We start from the raw sequence: 16,149 nt of genomic DNA, 5'->3' as shown, positions 1-16,149 counted from the left end.
CCCTCCGCGAGGCCCTGGCCGGAACCCCCTGGATGCCACCACAAAACGCCTGATCAATCACAGGCCTGAATGGATACCCCGCTTGCCCTGCTCGCCCGCCGCCGACACTCGTTCGCTGGCGTAGGCGATGGCGTCTTCGAGTAACGCCCGGTAGGCGGGGGAGAGGCGGTAGGTCTCGTCCTTGAAGTAGCGGTCGGAGGGGAAGGATGTGTCCTCGCGCTGGCTGTCGTCGGCCAGGCCGTCGTTCACGGTGAGGAATTGGCGTACGTCGGCCCGCTTGCGCTGCACGAAGTGCTGGGCAAGCAGTCGCCGCCCGGCGTCCGAGTCGAGCTTGACCGAGGCCAACTCGGGGCTGAGCAGGCCCAGCAGGTTGCGGAAGGCGCTCTCTTTACCGCTGTGCGGGGTCGCGGTCACCAGGAGCAGGTGCCGCTCTGGCTTCTTGGCGATCCGCTGCAGCAGCTCGAAGCGGAGCTGGTTCTGGGCGGAGGTGCCGTCGTCGGCCGCCACGCAGGTGTGCGCCTCGTCCACGATCACCAGGTCGGGGCAGTGCCGGACGAAGTCGTCGCGGTGCCGGGTGGACTTGATGAAGTCCGTGGAGACGATCACCCGGCGGTGCCGGTCGAAGAGCGACTGCCCCAGGTCCAGGCCCCGCTCCAGCTTGGAGACCGTGCTGGCTAAGACGAGTTCGGCGTCGATGCCGAACTTCGTCCGCAGCTCCTCCTGCCACTGCTCGGCCAGCGCCGGTGAGCAGAGCACGGCCAGCCGCTCCGCGCTGCCCTGGGCGAGCATCTCGGCGGCGATCAGCCCGGCCTCGACGGTCTTGCCAATGCCCACGTCGTCGGAGATCAGCATGCGGACGGTCTTCTGCCGCAGCGCCATCATCAGCGGCACCAACTGGTACGCCCGCGGCTCCACTGCGATCCCCGCCAGCGACCGGAACGGCCCCGCGCCCGAGCGGAAGCCGATGCGCAGCGCCGAGCGCAGCAGCCCGGCGGCGTGCTGGTCGCCCAGATCCTTCGGCGAGGGCGGTGCGAAGCTGGCGCTGACCACGTCCTCGAACGCCGGGAAGACGGCGGCGACGTCGTCGTCGGAGCCGCCCAGCGGGCGCAGCACCAGCATGTCGGGGGCGCTCTCGGGGAGCACCACCCAGTCGCGGCCCCTGGCCGAGACCAGGGAGCCGGCGGAGTAGGCGGGCATCAACTGTTTCCTCGTGTCGTCATGGTTCCGAAGTAGCGCTCGTTCTGGGACGCGACCGCCGCCCAGTCGGCGTCGTGCGAGAAGCGGATGACGTCCCAGCCCTGGTCGAACAGGCGCTCCTCGGCCTCGGCGTCCCGCTCGGCGACCACCGCGTCCTGGTGGACCGGGCCGTCGACGAAGACCGCCAGCTTGACACCGGGCAGCCGGTAGACGTAGTCGGGCCTGGCCAGCGCCTCGGTGATGAACGTCTGCGCTTCGTCGGGCAGGCGCAGACCCTGCTGCTTCAGCCAGGCGAGGAAGTCGCGCTCCAGCCCGCTCTCCGACTGGTCCGCCAGCCGGTTCAGCTGCTCGGTACGGCTCTCGCCGCGCCCGGTCGGCCTGGCCTCGGCGGCGGCCAGGCGCAGCAGCAGGTCCCGGACCGAGTGCCGGTTTATGTCGGTGTGGTTGAGCTGGTTGCCGTAGGTGAGCAGGCAGTCGTAGCAACCGTGGGCGCACTTCCGGTCGGGGCGGGGGCCGCCGCGGTCGGTGCCGTCAGGGGCGAAGTGACAGATCTCCAGCGCTTCGGTGGCGGCGCGGGCCAGCGCACCCGGCTCCGACTGCATCAGCCGGAGCACGCCGGCGCCGCCCTCTGCGGCCTCGGTGAAGAGCATGCGATCCCGCGGCCCCTCGTTGGGCGGCAGCAGCTCGCTGGTCAACTCCGAGTCCTCCAGCTCGAAGGCGGCTTCGATACCGCGTTCCAGCGCGTACATCAATGAGAGCGCGACCGGCACGGGTAGAGGTTCATCGAGCTTGAGCACCAGGATGTTACGGGTGTCCTGCACGTACGGGATGACCCGCTTGCGCTGACGCTTCTCGTTGCCGTCGGCGTCGACCACCGGCATCTCGCTGGAGTCGCCGGAGGCGTCGGCCGCCGCCTGCTCGTTCAGCCAGCGGCCGTCGGCCGGGTCGAGCCAGAAACCGTCAGGCTCGTCCTTCTTGGCGCGCAGGCGTCCCATGTTGGAGATGCGTACGGTGGCGGAGTCGCCGAACGAGAGCGTCGCGAGCTTCCCGGCGGCGTCGGCCAGGAGCGCGTCACGGCGGCCCGTCCGCCGCCCGTGATCGTTGAAGCGGTAGGAGGTCACCAGCCGGAAGCCCGCGCGGCGCCGCTCCTCCTCGTCGGAGGAGATCCGCTCCCGCCGCCGGGTGTAGACGGTGTGCAACTGGAGCAGGCCGCGCGTCGGCGTGGGCAGTGCCGCGTCGCACACGTCGCACTTGTCGGCGCGGTCGCCCGAGTCATAGTGGTAGCCGCAACCGGCGCAGCGCTGCGCCTCGGTGGTCACCACCTCGCCCGAGGCGTCGGGACGCAGCTGGATGCGCTCCACCTGGTAGCGGTTGCCCTCGTGGTAGATCAGCGCACCGGGCCCGAACTCCCTGATCGCCAGGAAACGGGGACGCTGCAGGTAGTCGCCGTCGCCGTAGCGCCGCCCCGTCGTCGGGATGTACGCCGCCAGTGGGAGACGCGGGAAGGAGTAGCCGGGCAGAAAGCCCTCGCTGGCCAGGTAGCGGTACGGGTTGAAGTCCGACAGCAGCGACCGGCTGTCCACGCTCTCGTTCTTCAGCAGGTCGAGTTGGGTCTCGGCCTGCTTGCGCTGCAGCTCGGCAATCTTGCGGTCGCGGTCGGTGAGCGTGTGGTCCAGGCGCCGCCGGTTCTGCTCGGCCTGGTCGGCCAAGGCCGCCCTGAACAGGTCGCGCCAGCGGTCGAAGGATCGGTCGAACCCCTCGGGAGCGCGGCGCACCTGCTCCTCGATCCACTCGTCGTGCCACCAGGTGGGCGGTTCACCGGGACCGGGCAGCACCCCGTCGAGCACATTGTGGGCCGCCGCCACCGCGCGCCGGCGAGCTTCCTGATCACGGACGTCGGCTTCGACGTAGGCGTGCAGGAGCAGATCGGGGTTCGGGCGGCGGGCGCCCTCGTCGTAGCTCAGGTCGATGAGCGTCGGGATGTTGTTGCCCAGCCTGAGCCCCGTTTCGGCCAGCCAGATGGCCTGGACGTGTGAGCGGACCAGGTCCTCGTTGGCGAGGTCCAGCCGTGGCGGGCGGACCGCCCCGGCCACCATGCGGTCGGAGCGGCGGAAGTAGTACTGGTCGTGGCTGTTGCCGGTGGCGCAGTAGGTGGTGACCAGCGCCGGCTGCCCCTGCCGGCCCGCCCGGCCACTGCGCTGGGCGTAGTTGGCGGGCGTGGGCGGCACGTTGCGCATCATGACCGCGTTGAGTTCGGAGATGTCCACGCCCAGCTCCATGGTGGGGGAGCAGTAGAGCAGTTTGAGCTCCGCCTTGCGGAAGTCCTCCTCGCGCTGCTCCCGGTCCTGCGGGGACACTTGCGCGGTGTGCTCGCGGGCCGACAGGCCGACGAGGGCGGCGGCCGTGTCGCGGTAGAGGTCGCGGAAGAAGACGTTGACGCGCGGGCCGTCGCCGCTGGCGTAGGTGCGGGTCAGCGGGTCGTGTGTGCCGCTCTCGCCGGTGCCTGCCCGCCAGATGAGGCAGGCGGCGGCGATGCGGTAACCGGTGACGGGCGGGCCGGAAGGGCGGCGGTACCGGCCGGCCCGCTGCGGTGCGACCTCGACCGTCGTCAGGAGGTACGCCTTGGCCAGCACTTTCATCAGGTCCGCGATGATCCGTTGGGCGTCGTCGGCCGACACCTTGGGGAAGTGGATCCGCCGCAGGTACTTGCCGAACTTGCCCCTCCCTGACAGGAACAGCCCGGAACGGTCGATGCCGGGGCGGGAGCCCTGCGGGTAGGCGGTACTCACCTTCGGCCGGTCGCCGCCGGCCAGCCGCCACGGATCCTTCAGCCGCTCCTCGCTCGCGCGCTGCAGGCTGTCGAAGTCCTCCCGGAAGTACTCGACGTCGATGGCCAGCGACCGGCGCATCTCGTCCAGCAACGCACGCATGATCTCGGCGCGCTGCCCCGGCTCGGCCTGGCGCAGTTCGGGACGGACATCGCTCCACCGTTCGTCCCTGCCGGCCAGCCAGTCGAGGTCCGCGTAGTCGATGACCAGCAGGCCCGTCTGCTCCAGGTTGGGCATGGTGACGCGCCAGCCCCGCTGCAGATCCAGGTAGAGACGGAAGGCGATGACGTCCCGTAGCGTCTTCGCCGCGCTCGCGGCCATCATCGGCGGCGGATCATCGCCTGCGGTGTAGTCTCCAGGGCTCACCCCCAGCGCCCCGGAGACACGGGCAGCCAGGTCCTCGTGCCGGATGCCCTCCTCGCCCGCGGCCGTCGCCGCGTGGTAAAGCGCGCTGCGAAGCTGGGTGATCTGGACGAAGTCATTGAAGTGCCCCGCCTGCAGGGAGGCGTCCTGCCGGTTGTCGACGAACGTCAGCAGCTTGCGGGCTTCCTTCTTCAACGTCTCGGCCGGCACCTCCTTGAGCGAGCGGACGATCGAGGCGGAGATGAGCGACGTCGCCGAGGAACGCCCTTCCTGGTCGAGGCGGGCCAGCTTGGCGAAGTCCTTGCCACGTACCTGCTCGTAGCTCACCCCACAGTGCAGGCAGAACAGGAACGGCGCCGGGATGAACGCGGCCTTCAGCTCGCCCTGCCCCTCCACGCCGTACGGGTCAACGGTGACGAGGCGGGGAATCCTCGGCCGGTACGAGTCCCGCACCATTTCCCCGCCGTGCGCGTCGAACTCCAGCCAGGACTCGGGTAGCCGGCGGTCCTTCATCGCCTGCTCGACGGTGGACGGCCACGGATGGGTGGAGTCGACGTAGAGGTAGCCGTCTTCGCCGCTGCCGCCAGTGGCGGCCGTCTCGCGGCGGTTCTCGTACACGGTCTTGCCGTTCTTCTCCGAGCGCCACACGGTCAGGTACTCCTGGCCGCACTCGCGGCAGAAGGCCAGCGGCAGCAGGATCTTGCCGTCGGTGCCCGGCTGGTAGAGCTGGTAGTCGCGGGTCAGATGACGGCTCGACTCGTCCTCGAGCGTGACGTGCACTGTGTCGCCCTTGGACAGGAACTGGTGCAGCCGGAAGGCGAAGAGCGGGCGGCCGGTCAGCGGGTGGCATGCCTCCGATCCGGCCTTCAGCGTGGCCCGGATCGCCTCCGCGCACGTGTCCGCGTCCAGACCGCTCGCCTCGGCCAGTTCGGCCGCGGCATCCTCGATCTTGGCGGGCTGCTGGCGGACCAGCCGGCCCTCCTCGTCGAGGGCGAGCCCGAAGCGGGTCTCGATCCAGCGTGCCAGGGGATCCCTGACGAGGCCCTCGTACGCGCGTGGCGCCCCCGACGCGGTCAGCCGCTCGACCGGCACCGTCTGCGGGGGCTCCCCGGTAGCGCGGACCAGCGTCTCACCGATGATGTTCGCGGCGTCGACCGGCGTGCCGAAGAGCGTCGTCGCGATGCGGGCCACCTCGTCGCGGCGGTCCTGGGCCGTGCCCTCGGTGGCCATGGTGGCGGAGGTGCCGATGCACTGCAGGCTCGTGGCGCGGCAGGCGTCACGCACCCGGCGAATGAGCAGGGCGACGTCGGCGCCCTGCCGGCCGCGGTAGGTGTGCAGCTCGTCGAAGACCAGGAACTCCAGCCCCTCGGCCATTCTGATCAGCGACCTGCGGTCCTCAGGCCGGGTGAGCATCAGCTCCAGCATCACGTAGTTGGTGAGCAGGATGTCCGGGGGATCGTCGCGGATCTTCTTGCGGGCGGCCTCGTCCTCCTGGCCGGTGTAGCGGGCGAAGCGCACCTTCTCCCGGCCGGCGCCGTAACCGTCCCGCAGATACTTCTCCAGCTCCTTGAGCTGGCTGTTGGCCAGGGCGTTCATCGGATAGACGATGATCGCGCGCACGCGCTTACGCGCCTTCGGGCCCTCCTGGTCACGCTGCCTGAGCACTCTGTCGACGATCGGCACGATGTAGGCCAGGGACTTGCCCGAGCCCGTGCCGGTCGTGAGCACGTACGAACTGCCGGATTGTGCGGTCCTGATGGCTTCGAGCTGGTGCTGGTGGAGCGTCAGCGGCCGGCCGTCGCACTCCGTGCCGTCCTCGGTCTTGCCGACCTGGAAGATGCGGGCACACTCCGGGTGCAGGGTGCCGTTCTGGGACGCCTCCAGTACTGTGCCGCCCGACTTGAAGAACGGGTTCAGCGACACCCACGGATCGGGCCACTGGGACTTGGCGTCCAGGTTGTCCTCGACGAAGGCCGCGATCCGGCCGTCGCGGATGGTCGTGCCACTTTCGGTGAACGCCCTGTAGTCCTTGAGCAGTTGCTGGTGGACGCCGAAGACGTCCATGCCGGCTCCCGTGTGGCGCGACTCCGGTGCCGGGGCGGGAGCCTGCACCTGATCGGCCGGCCTGGCCTTGAGGCAGGCCACCGGGTCGAACTCGGACCAGCCGGGGACGTTCGCCGTCCCTACTACGAGTGGCAGCAGCGCCTCCCGGACGGTGACCGCGTCGGCGGGGCGGTCGGCCGGGTCCTTGGCGAGTAACCGCTCCACCAGGCGTGTGAGGTCCTGCGGGACGTCGGAGCGGAGCAGGCTGATGGGCGGCGGCTGCTCCTTCTGGTGCTTCTCGGCGAGGTCGTAGGCGGACTCACTGTGGAACGGCGGGACACCGGTGAGCATTTCGTACAGCAAGCAGCCCAGGGCGTACAGGTCGGCCGCCGGGGTGACGGTCGAAGCGCGGAACTGCTCAGGGGCCATGTAGCGGGCACTGCCGACCGTGACCCCCGTGCTGGTGATCTTGCTGTGCTCGACGTCCCCGATGATCCGGCCCGCGCCGAAGTCGAGGACCTTGACCAGGCCGCCGCGCAGCAGCATCACGTTGCTCGGCTTGAGATCGCGGTGGACGACTTCGACGCCGTGAGCGGCGGACAGCGCATCGGCCATCTGCGTTCCCAGGGCGGCGGCCCAGGAGACGGGGAGCTGTGGGTGCTCGGTGACGAGGTCGGTGAGGGACTCGCCGTCCAAGAGCTCCATCGCCAGGTACGGCAGGCCAGAGGAGTCGACGCCGCCGGCGATCGTGCGGGGCAGATTGCGATGCTCGAGCCTGCGCATGATGCGCACCTCGCGGTCGAACCGCTGCACGGCCTTGGCATCGGACCGTGAGTCCAGGACCGTTCCAGACCTGCTGCGGAGGATCAGCTTGACGGCGACGGCGGCGTTGTCATCATGGAGATCCTGCGCCCGGTGGACCTCTCCCATGTTCCCCTTGCCGAGGGGAGTCAGCAGTCGGAACCGGCCCGCCACCACGTCTACGTTCACCGTAAGCTCCTCGCCCTGCGCACGATGATCACTAGCGCTACCGTACACGCATTGGCGTGGGTTTGGTATGGGGTGAGTGTTAACTGAGTCAACGAATATGATGGCGAGGGGCTGAGGTCCCTAGTTGAGGGCTATTTGCCGGCCTGAAGTGCGACGCGAGCAGGCTTTCCGGCTTGATCTTCGGATGGTCATCTCTGGGGTCTGAGCTGACGGTGATCGTCTAAATGATCTACCGGGATACACGGTCCCTACACAAGAGCAACCACCGAGCAACTAACCATGATCAACAACGCGATCCGAGGCCGACGAGAACCGTGAAACCCCAGGTCGAATGCGGAACTGGAAAGTAGGGCGGGTGGGACTTGAACCCACGACCCACGGATTATGAGGCCGACTTCCGTTGTAGCTATGTCATGTCTTTGACCAGCGACAACATGGTTTGCACGTCGCCATGCTGACCCCATTGGGTGAGCATTGGGTAACGATCAAGATTGAATGGCTCTGTGTCGGCTGTCGCTACCGTCCGAGGGTAAGGCTTGGAGCCATTGCAGAACGGCCGTCAGCGTGCCACACAGGGCCGCCCTTCGGAACGGTGGGCCTTGCTAGAAAACAAAGTTCAGAGTATGAGCAGCTAGGTTACCCCCCATGCATACATGCCCTGTCCTCGATCGCAGTGCTCCAGGAGGTAGAACTCCCCAAACTGTGTCCTTACGCCTACCATGGAGTTTGTGTCGCCTCTTGATCGTAACTCAAGTCCGGAACGCGGCTATGTTCGCAACTTAGGGCGCCTGCGCCTTCATTTTGAGGATCTAGATGATCTTCTCATGTATCTTCGCGCTGAATGCAGAGCGGTTGAGTTGTGGGCAGGTGACTGCGTGGCTGAGACTGGTGTTGAGGACCTACTGGAAGCGCGAAAAAAGGAGAAATATTACGTCACGATAAAAACTGCAGAACCAATGATTGTTGTAGAGCTATATCTAGGTGGGGCACAAGTTTCCACCCGAGACAAGAAGGTGGCCGCGAAAAAACTAGTAGACAATGTCTGGTTATTCACCAGAGCATTTAAAGTCCCCTTGGTCGTTCACCCTCTCTTTGTAGCCATAGTAACTACATCCATACTTTTCTATGCCCTATATGGCTGGTATATCATCCGGTATCCCGACGACTTCCAAGCTGCTCGATTGATCCTCTATTTCACCATGATTGCAATAGTGAATATAATGCTCATCGTCAGACAGTACACGCATGGATCTGCATATGTTATACGAAGGTGGCGCAAGGATAAGATGACTCAATGGAGGGGGATTAGAAAAGATGTCGCAATGGTGGCGGCGTCCGGGATAGTAGGTGGCACAATCACGGCCGCGATCTCAGCGCTTGTAGTGATACTGAATTTGCCCAAATAAACGCTCAGGTTGCCAACTGCCTCGCGGAGGCCCAATGAGTCCTCTCAGGAGACATGTCGACAATACGCCAATAGAGGATCGGAGCCATCTTGTTCGGCTCGGAACTTATAAAATTGATACGCAGGCAGTCCGTGACCTTCTTGTAGTACTTAAGGAAATGAAGGCAGGTCCACAGCTATATGCGAAGGGCTCTCGTGCACCTAAAGGTGTAGAGGATCTCGATGACGCATCTTACGGGGAGCTTCAAGATCTAAAAATCCTTTGCTCGAATCCCAAAATGTCGATAAACCTAGGATATAGAGGTGCCTACACGCTTGCATTAAAAAGAACTAAACGATCGGATGCTGTAACTGCCAAAATCCATCGCACGCTAGCTCCCTACGGATATCCGGCCATTTCTTTCGCCATACTGCGACCGATTCTATGGCTGGCCGCCCTGTGGCCAGTACTTACGATCCTACCAATTGCAGCCCAAGCGATCTTTATTCAGCTCAAGCCGCTGCTAATCCTCATTGTTGGCATAACGCCCGTCGTGGGTATATCCATGCTGGTAGCGCTCTTCTCTTTTCAGAGAAAAGTACGGCGACTGGGATGCTGCGCCTTCACGCATCGACGCAAGATATCTCCGCTGGCGATTCGCCTTGGGTATCATCGAGTTACCCTGTCGGTATGCATATGGCTAATAATGCTCGCCGTTCTTCAAAGAATATTGATGGCAAGCAATTAGTGGCTTTGAGAAATGTCTATTTCGTCGTCCTATAATGCTCTCAGTGCCTCTCCCTGGAGTCGGTTGCGACCAATTCCGTCATGCTGGTCACGATGTGGTCAGCGCCACCGCTCGGAGTCAGGCATGACATGCCGGGCCTACCTCTCGTGCGGGGTATGGGTGCGTGCTAGAACCCTCCGCAGAACGGCCGCTAACGTTGCACGTAGCGTGCGAGTTCCTACCTCCTCCGGCTGGGTATCGCCGAGGCTGCTCAATCCGGCCACTTCGTTAGCTCTCTGATTAGTGATCTCTGTCCGAATTTTTTTGATCTCAGTGAGAATCTTGTCGAGCGTCTGTACGCCATCGTGGAGATTTTTGGGGCTGATTCGATCATATCCCTCGTCGTACATGTTGAGATCAATTTTATAAGTCAGGGGCTCTACGGCGCCAAATGGCCCATCGGCTTCCACGGTTACCGTATAGGTCTTTGGCAAGTCGGAGGGAACGAGGTCGAATGTGCGATCGAAGAAGAGTTCTATCCTCCTTCTTGGGGGCATGAGTGCAATCCCTTCGCGGAACATTGAGGCTTCGGCCATCGGGAGTGCACCACGGCCATCGCTATCTCTGACCCTTTGGATCGGCGGGTTGAAGGTAATGCGGACATTCCGGGCCATGGTTGGACCGATGTTTTCGATCACCAAGAGAAATACCCAGCTCACAATTGGTGACGGCACAATATCAACAGTGATGTAGGGCTCTGATTGCTCTCGACGGATTTGCTCTGACAGGGCTAGCTGTCGATTGGCTATGTCTGCCTGCTCTCTAGCAGAAAGCGCTTGGTCATTGGCTGAATCGGCTTGCTTACCGGCCTCGACGGCCTGATCAATCGCAGCATTTGCCTGTTGGCGAGCGTATCTTCCTACAGCGATGGCCACAAATATGGCAATAGCAGAAACTATGAATGCCGCAATGTCTAAGCCTGACGCGGTATCCTCAACGGCGAGCACTGTGACCCTCTTTGATTGATTAGTTCGATTTCTTGGACTAAGTGCATGCTCGGGCACCAGAACTGATGAGTTGTACGCCGTGATGCTGTCGGATAGCCGCCCACTAGCGGCCTTGGCCGTCAACACATTTACAAGGAACGGTCACCAGGGTGCCTGCTTCCTCGTCCACATGAGAGACCTTCTTGGATCCGAGGCATAGGCGACAGGAGATGGCGGAGGCGATCCATGGATCCCGCCAAACCTTGTGCGCCCAGGCTGGTGGCGGTGCGGGCGGCGGTTGGTCGCTTCGTTCGGCCGGCTCATTGCTGCCGCCGACCCAGCCGCAACCGCCGCAGAATCGACAGGCTAGGAAAAGTTCGCCAAGCCGCTGACCCTTGCGCCCTTCGCACTCTGGGCAGGCGATTGGATCAGTCACCTACGCCCGGTTCCGTTGCATGCTGTGCATTGAACCCATTTTCGTTCCTGGCCCTTCTTGCCGTTGAGCTCGATCCACTCGCCACCCGCCCCGAGGCAGGTCCCGCAAACGGGAGGGGCTTCGTCGTCGTCGCCCTTAGCCATAACCTCGGACAGTAACCGAACGGACGTAACTCTGTCTGTCGCCTCCCGAAGGCCGGTTAACTTACCCGAAGTCTTGGTGGTTCCGGCTACGGGACCCGTGTCATGGCGACGCCGGCCAGGACCACGGCCATGCCACCTAGCGAAAGGAGGGTAGGCACTTCAGCGAGCACCAACCAGCCAAGGATCACGGCCACAATCGGGAGGAGGTAGGTCACGGTCGATGCGAGCACGGGGCCGTCATCTTGGATGATCCTGTAGTTGAGCACGTACGCCATTCCAGTGCCTAGGAAGCCGAGAACGACGATGGCAACCAACACATCCAGACGAGGCTTGATCGCCTGCAGACCCTCGAACGGCAGTGCCAGGACCATGAGACCTGATGCTGCGATCAGTTGGCTGGCTGAAAGCACCAACGGGGGCAACCCTCGGTTAACGAGGAAACGGTCCATGTAGAGGTAGCTGATCGCATAGCACAGAGAGGCGCCGAGACAGGCTAGTCCCCCCCAGGAGACAACCTGGTTGCCCGAGGACCAGGGGGCAAAGATCAGGAGCGTGCCTACAAAGCCCATGAGCAGGCCGAGAAGCCGAGCTGTACCGAGCTTTCGGTCATGACCTGAGGCATATGCAAGAAGCATGGTCCACAAGGGGGTGGTGCAGTTAATGATGCCCGCCACCGAGGATGAGACTGTCTGCTCGCCTACGGCGAATAGCAGGTAGGGAGCCGCATTGGCGAATAGGGCAGCCACGGCGAGGTGTGCCCAAAGGTATCGCCCAGATGCGAGTCTTAGTCGCTGGCTATAGACGATCGCCACCAGCACAATCGCCCCCAAGAGCAGTCTGGTCAGCGTGACCTGCGTGGGGGAGAGGCCCCACAGAGCGATCTTGATCCATAGGAACCCTGATCCCCACAGCAGGGCCAACGCCAGCACCCGTGCGGCGCCCCCAATGCCGACACGAGTCATTCGACAGGCACGTCGTAGAGCAGGCCAGACATGTCCGCCCGCATGACGAACCGGGTCACCTCGTAAGCCTTCCCCTTCTGGTCAACGCTGGTGTGGAGCACATCGATAACCGGCACGCCCGGGGGCAGTCGCAGATGTCGCGCCTCGTCAGCCCGTGGCATGCGCGCATTTATCTCTTCGCGGATGCGGGCCATCACGTGGCCCCGATCTTCCAGCACTCCGTGGATGCCGTACTGATGGGGGACCTCTTCTTGTAGGAGACCCGTGCCCGTAGCGATCGCCCACGGGATGTAGGTGGTCACTCGCTGGACCGGGTCATCGTCCGCCCAGAAGACGTTCTCACGTCGCAGAACAGACTTGGTCTTCTCGGAGACATCGAGCCGGCCCGCTACCTCAGTCGGCGGTGTGGCGCGTTCGATGCTCAAGACCTCGAACCGGCCCGTCTTGCCCTGCTTGGCGCATTCCAGCAGGAAGGGCGACAGTCCAGCGTCGCGATACTTCGGCGAGTAACGATCGTTGCCCAGCCGGATGAGGGCTTGAGGCTTGCGCACGTAGGCCCCCCGACCATGTTCCGCGATCACAAGACCTGCGTCGGTCAGGATCCTGACCGCCTCTCGTGCCGTGTTGCGCGCGGTGCCGTAGTGGGCGGCTAGGTCACGTTCGGACGGCAGCTTCGCGCCTGGCGTCAGCTCTCCCGACTCGATTGCCTGGCGAAGCTCATCGGCGATGCGCTTGCTCGGCGGGCGGCGCACGCTTTCGCGTTCCTCGTGATCGTTCATCAAAGGTTCCCTCGCGGTCACGCAGAGCTATTTGCCCTGGCTTACGCCACTTAGCCTACTGGCTCAGGCCACTGATGCCGAACTTCTTGGTCTAAGCCCTTGACCAACTGGCTTGAGCCAGTTTCAATCAGGCCATAGACGAACTGGCTCAAGCCAGTTCAAGCACAGCCGGAAGACTTGGGAAGGCGGCGCAAGCCGCGCGCCGACGGGCTGTCGCACCTGATCTTTTGAGAACTCAATAGCGACGACAAGGGCCACCGCCTCCCATTGAAAAGGCGGCCCGCATGGGGCATCGACCCCTGCACTTTTTGATCTTCCATACACCGCGTGGCCTGGGGTTGGTTGCCTCGGGCCACGCCCCTTCGATTCGCCCTGATGGTCGCAGGCAGGGTTCGACTCCCTGCCAGGGCACCCACGCCTCTCGCCTCTGTCACAGCCCACCCAAAGGAGTGCTGATGCTGTCCATCCGACTGACCGGAACGCCTGCCGAGGTAGCCGACGCCGTGCTGACCCTGCGCGAGACGTTCTCCATCACCGCGATCAAAGGGCTGTGCCCTTCGGCTCCTGCCCAACCCAGTGTCCGGGTCTATGTCGAGGTGGCCCCCGGCTGACCACGACCGGTCTGGCCTTTCCGCTTTCGCCCCGATGGTCGCAGGCAAGGGTTCGACTCCCTGCCGGGGCGCTCCGGCTGCTCTGCCGGGTTCACCTACCCATGGGAGCTTTCCATGCAGCCTGCCAAGAGCGTCGGCCGGTTCCTGCCGTCGCTGGTCCTGATCGGCTTTGTCATCTACCTCTTCACCGACCCGCAGGGCGCTGCCGTGGCGTGCAAGTGGGCCTTTGAGGCGATCGTGACCGGCGCGCAGCAGTTCGCCGAGTTCATCAAGGCCGTCAGCAGCAAGTGACCACTTCATCTGCCGGGGGCGGCCCTCATCCGCCAAGACCTGAGCCGCCCCCGCTCGACTCCCGAAGGAGTACCACCATCATGGTTCGCTCCGACCTTCCGATCCACCCGTCTCGCATGTCGCTCGCCGAGATCGAAACGCTGTGGGGCGGGGATGTCGACCCGCTGCTGCCTGAGTGCACCTACGACCCGGAGCTGCACACCGGCCCGCGCCTGCTGATCGAGACGACTGCTGAGCGTGCCGCCCGTGAGGCCGTGGCGCGTGAGGTGTGCGCCACCTGCCCGGCGCGCGTGCTGTGCGACGAGTACGCCCTGAGACTCCGCCCGACCTCGGGCATCTGGGCCGGCCGCACCGCCGCCGAGATCGACACCCACGCCGAGATCACGGAGCTGTACGAGGCGATGCGCTCTCGTGCCGCTCAGCGACTGTCCGGTCTGGAGGTGGCGTGATGACCGCCACCTACCCGCATCTGGAGCAGGCCGCCGCCGGCCAGCCGTTCGAGCAGATCGCGGTGGAGTTCTGGCCGTCCAAGCCCACCACGCGGCGTGGACTCACGTGCGCGATGCTGCGTCCCGGCGTGATCGACGACGACGCCGACGAGTTCTTCGCCTGGGGCTACTGCTGGCTCTTAGCGGCGGCCCTGCACGAGGTGACCGGCTGGTCATACGGCCTGGTCGAACGACGGCGTGAGGACGGCTGGGAGTGGACGCACGTAGGGGTCATCACCCCGGCCGGCCGTTTCCTCGACATCCGCGGATGTCACGATCGCGACGGCTTGACCGCCGACCTGGAAGCGGCCTACGGCATGCCGACCCGGATCCGCGTCGGCACGTTCGCCGACCTCCGGAAGGCGATGGGCCTGGCCGAGGACACCGCGCCTGACTGGTGGCTGACCATACTCGATGCGCCCATCCTCGCCGATGTCGTTCGCTACTTCGCCGCGCACCTGCTCAGCCGGTACACGTTCGCGGAGGTGGCGTGATGTCGCGCATCCTGGCCCGCTTCTGGGATCCGACCGGCAAGAGCCACGGCGGCCTGCCCACCTACCCGTGGAAGATGGCCCCGCCGCATCTGCTGACCCTGCGTCAGCTCACCGCCGAAGGGCTGCGCCCCGGTGGTCAGGGCGTGCAGGCGCAAGTGCTGTGGCGCTCGCGCCGCTACGGGGCGCCCGGCGTGCGCGCTGCCTACCTCTACGACGTGCGGTTCGCGTTGCCGAAGCGCCACCCGAGCCCGCGCCAGCGCGCCGCGCTGGCCAAGGCCAACCAAGCTCGCCGTACCTGCCCGGTGTGCACGCGCGATGTCGGCTACGTGCTGCCGCGCCACCTCGGGACCTGCCTCGACTGCGGACAGGAGGCCGCCGCATGACCCCCACCGACATGACCACTGGCATCACTGCCGCCGGCGCCCGCCCGCGCGAGTTGACCAGTGGCGAACACACCGCCGTCGCCGTCACCGCCGCCGTAACCGGCGTGCTCGGGTTGCTCGGCTTCGTCAACAGCTTCGGCCGCGTCGCCGAGGCCGCCGAACCGTCGTTCGGCTGGCTGTCCTTCACTGTGCCCCTCGGCATCGACCTGGGCATCGCGGTGTTTTCCGCGCTGGACATCGTGCTCGCCCGCCTCGGCATGCGGGTGCGCTGGCTGCGGTTCATCCCGTGGGCGTTGACCGCCGCCACCGTCTACCTCAACGTGGCCGCCTACCTTCAGGCCGACCCGATCGACTGGTTCGCCGTCGTGGCACACGCGGTGCTGCCGCTGCTGTGGGTCGTGGCCGTGGAGGTCGGCGCGCACGTCATCCGCAAGCGCGCCGACCTGGCCAAGCCCGACCGGATGGACGGCATCCGCCGCTCCCGCTGGCTGCTGGCCCCATTCCCGACGTTCGCCCTGTGGCGGCGCATGGTGTTGTGGGAGGTCCGCTCCTATCCCGACGCGCTGGCACGCGAGCGTGAGCGCATCCTGGCCAAGACCGACCTACAGGACCGCTACGGCCGGCTGTGGCGCTTCAAGGCCAGCCGTCGCGAGCGCGCCCTGTACCGCCTCGGCGAACTCGCCCCCACCGGCGCACCCGTCCATGTCGAAAGCGAACGCCTCACCCCGCCCACTCCCGCGCGTCCCGCCCTGCCGCCCGCCCCGCGCAAGCGCACCACCCGCACCGGCACCCGCCCTGCCGCTCGCACGTCGGGTACCGGCAAGCGGGCAGCGCCGCCGGACGTGGACGACCTGATGCCGCTCGGCTGGCAGATCGCCGCCGACCTGGAAACCAAGGGCGAACAGCTCACCCGGGACCGGCTGCGCGAGGCCATCCGGCAGACCGGTCAGTCCATCTCCACCGACCGCGCCGGCGCGCTGCTGACCCGGCTGCGCACCGAAGCCCCCGCCGAGCAGCACACCGCCGTCTGAAGGGACCGCTCG

Annotated in this window: 12 protein-coding genes; 7 read left to right on the top strand and 5 right to left on the bottom strand. The window is 65.2% G+C overall.

What is annotated here, in order from left to right; genetic code table 11:
* Positions 1 to 57 precede the first annotated feature (57 nt).
* Positions 58 to 1,197, bottom strand: coding sequence for a DEAD/DEAH box helicase (locus DQW85_RS41935; RefSeq protein ID WP_240197779.1), 1,140 nt, complete (start codon positions 1,195 to 1,197; stop codon positions 58 to 60).
* Positions 1,197 to 7,421, bottom strand: a complete 6,225-nt coding sequence (locus tag DQW85_RS41930) for a protein kinase domain-containing protein (RefSeq protein ID WP_113705295.1) — start codon at positions 7,419 to 7,421, stop codon at positions 1,197 to 1,199. Before DQW85_RS41930 ends, DQW85_RS41935 begins: the two co-directional genes overlap by 1 nt.
* An 875-nt stretch (positions 7,422 to 8,296) precedes the next feature.
* Here DQW85_RS41930 and DQW85_RS45265 point away from each other — a divergent pair.
* Positions 8,297 to 8,827, top strand: coding sequence for a hypothetical protein (locus tag DQW85_RS45265; protein WP_162795810.1), 531 nt, complete (start codon positions 8,297 to 8,299; stop codon positions 8,825 to 8,827).
* Between the two features lie 864 nt (positions 8,828 to 9,691).
* Here the strand turns inward: DQW85_RS45265 and DQW85_RS45260 are convergent.
* From DQW85_RS45260 to DQW85_RS41920, 3 genes are all read right to left on the bottom strand, one after another.
* On the bottom strand, positions 9,692 to 10,540 hold the full coding sequence (locus tag DQW85_RS45260) for a hypothetical protein (protein ID WP_162795809.1): 849 nt from the start codon (positions 10,538 to 10,540) through the stop codon (positions 9,692 to 9,694).
* Between the two features lie 644 nt (positions 10,541 to 11,184).
* On the bottom strand, positions 11,185 to 12,027 hold the full coding sequence (locus tag DQW85_RS41925) for a DMT family transporter (protein WP_240197780.1): 843 nt from the start codon (positions 12,025 to 12,027) through the stop codon (positions 11,185 to 11,187).
* A 29-nt stretch (positions 12,028 to 12,056) separates the two neighbouring features.
* A complete protein-coding gene (locus DQW85_RS41920) occupies positions 12,057 to 12,839 on the bottom strand; it encodes a GntR family transcriptional regulator (RefSeq protein WP_113705293.1) in 783 nt (260 codons plus the stop codon).
* 455 nt (positions 12,840 to 13,294) lie between these two features.
* Here DQW85_RS41920 and DQW85_RS45255 point away from each other — a divergent pair, with 455 nt between their 5' ends.
* The 6 genes from DQW85_RS45255 to DQW85_RS41900 all read left to right on the top strand — a co-directional run bounded on the left by DQW85_RS45255 (position 13,295) and on the right by DQW85_RS41900 (position 16,137).
* Positions 13,295 to 13,450 carry a hypothetical protein gene (locus DQW85_RS45255; RefSeq protein WP_162795808.1) on the top strand — a complete coding sequence of 52 codons (156 nt, stop codon included), beginning with the start codon at positions 13,295 to 13,297 and terminating at the stop codon, positions 13,448 to 13,450.
* Between the two features lie 114 nt (positions 13,451 to 13,564).
* Positions 13,565 to 13,741 (top strand): hypothetical protein, encoded by a 177-nt coding sequence (locus DQW85_RS45250; RefSeq protein ID WP_162795807.1) that lies wholly within the window; start codon positions 13,565 to 13,567, stop codon positions 13,739 to 13,741.
* An 80-nt stretch (positions 13,742 to 13,821) separates the two neighbouring features.
* The gene (locus tag DQW85_RS41915; RefSeq protein WP_113705292.1) at positions 13,822 to 14,190 is read left to right on the top strand and encodes a WhiB family transcriptional regulator; all 369 of its coding nucleotides are present in this window, start codon (positions 13,822 to 13,824) and stop codon (positions 14,188 to 14,190) included.
* A complete protein-coding gene (locus tag DQW85_RS41910; RefSeq protein ID WP_113705291.1) occupies positions 14,190 to 14,723 on the top strand; it encodes a hypothetical protein in 534 nt (177 codons plus the stop codon). The genes DQW85_RS41915 and DQW85_RS41910 overlap by 1 nt, the downstream gene beginning before the upstream one ends.
* The gene (locus DQW85_RS41905) at positions 14,723 to 15,106 is read left to right on the top strand and encodes an RRQRL motif-containing zinc-binding protein (RefSeq protein ID WP_113705290.1); all 384 of its coding nucleotides are present in this window, start codon (positions 14,723 to 14,725) and stop codon (positions 15,104 to 15,106) included. Before DQW85_RS41910 ends, DQW85_RS41905 begins: the two co-directional genes overlap by 1 nt.
* Positions 15,103 to 16,137, top strand: coding sequence for a DUF2637 domain-containing protein (locus DQW85_RS41900; protein ID WP_113705289.1), 1,035 nt, complete (start codon positions 15,103 to 15,105; stop codon positions 16,135 to 16,137). Before DQW85_RS41905 ends, DQW85_RS41900 begins: the two co-directional genes overlap by 4 nt.
* Positions 16,138 to 16,149 lie beyond the last annotated feature (12 nt).

Source organism: Nonomuraea lactucae (assembly GCF_003313395.1).
GTDB lineage: Bacteria > Actinomycetota > Actinomycetes > Streptosporangiales > Streptosporangiaceae > Nonomuraea > Nonomuraea lactucae.
Note: the sequence above shows the minus strand (reverse complement) of the source record. Positions and strands in the feature narration are given on the sequence as shown.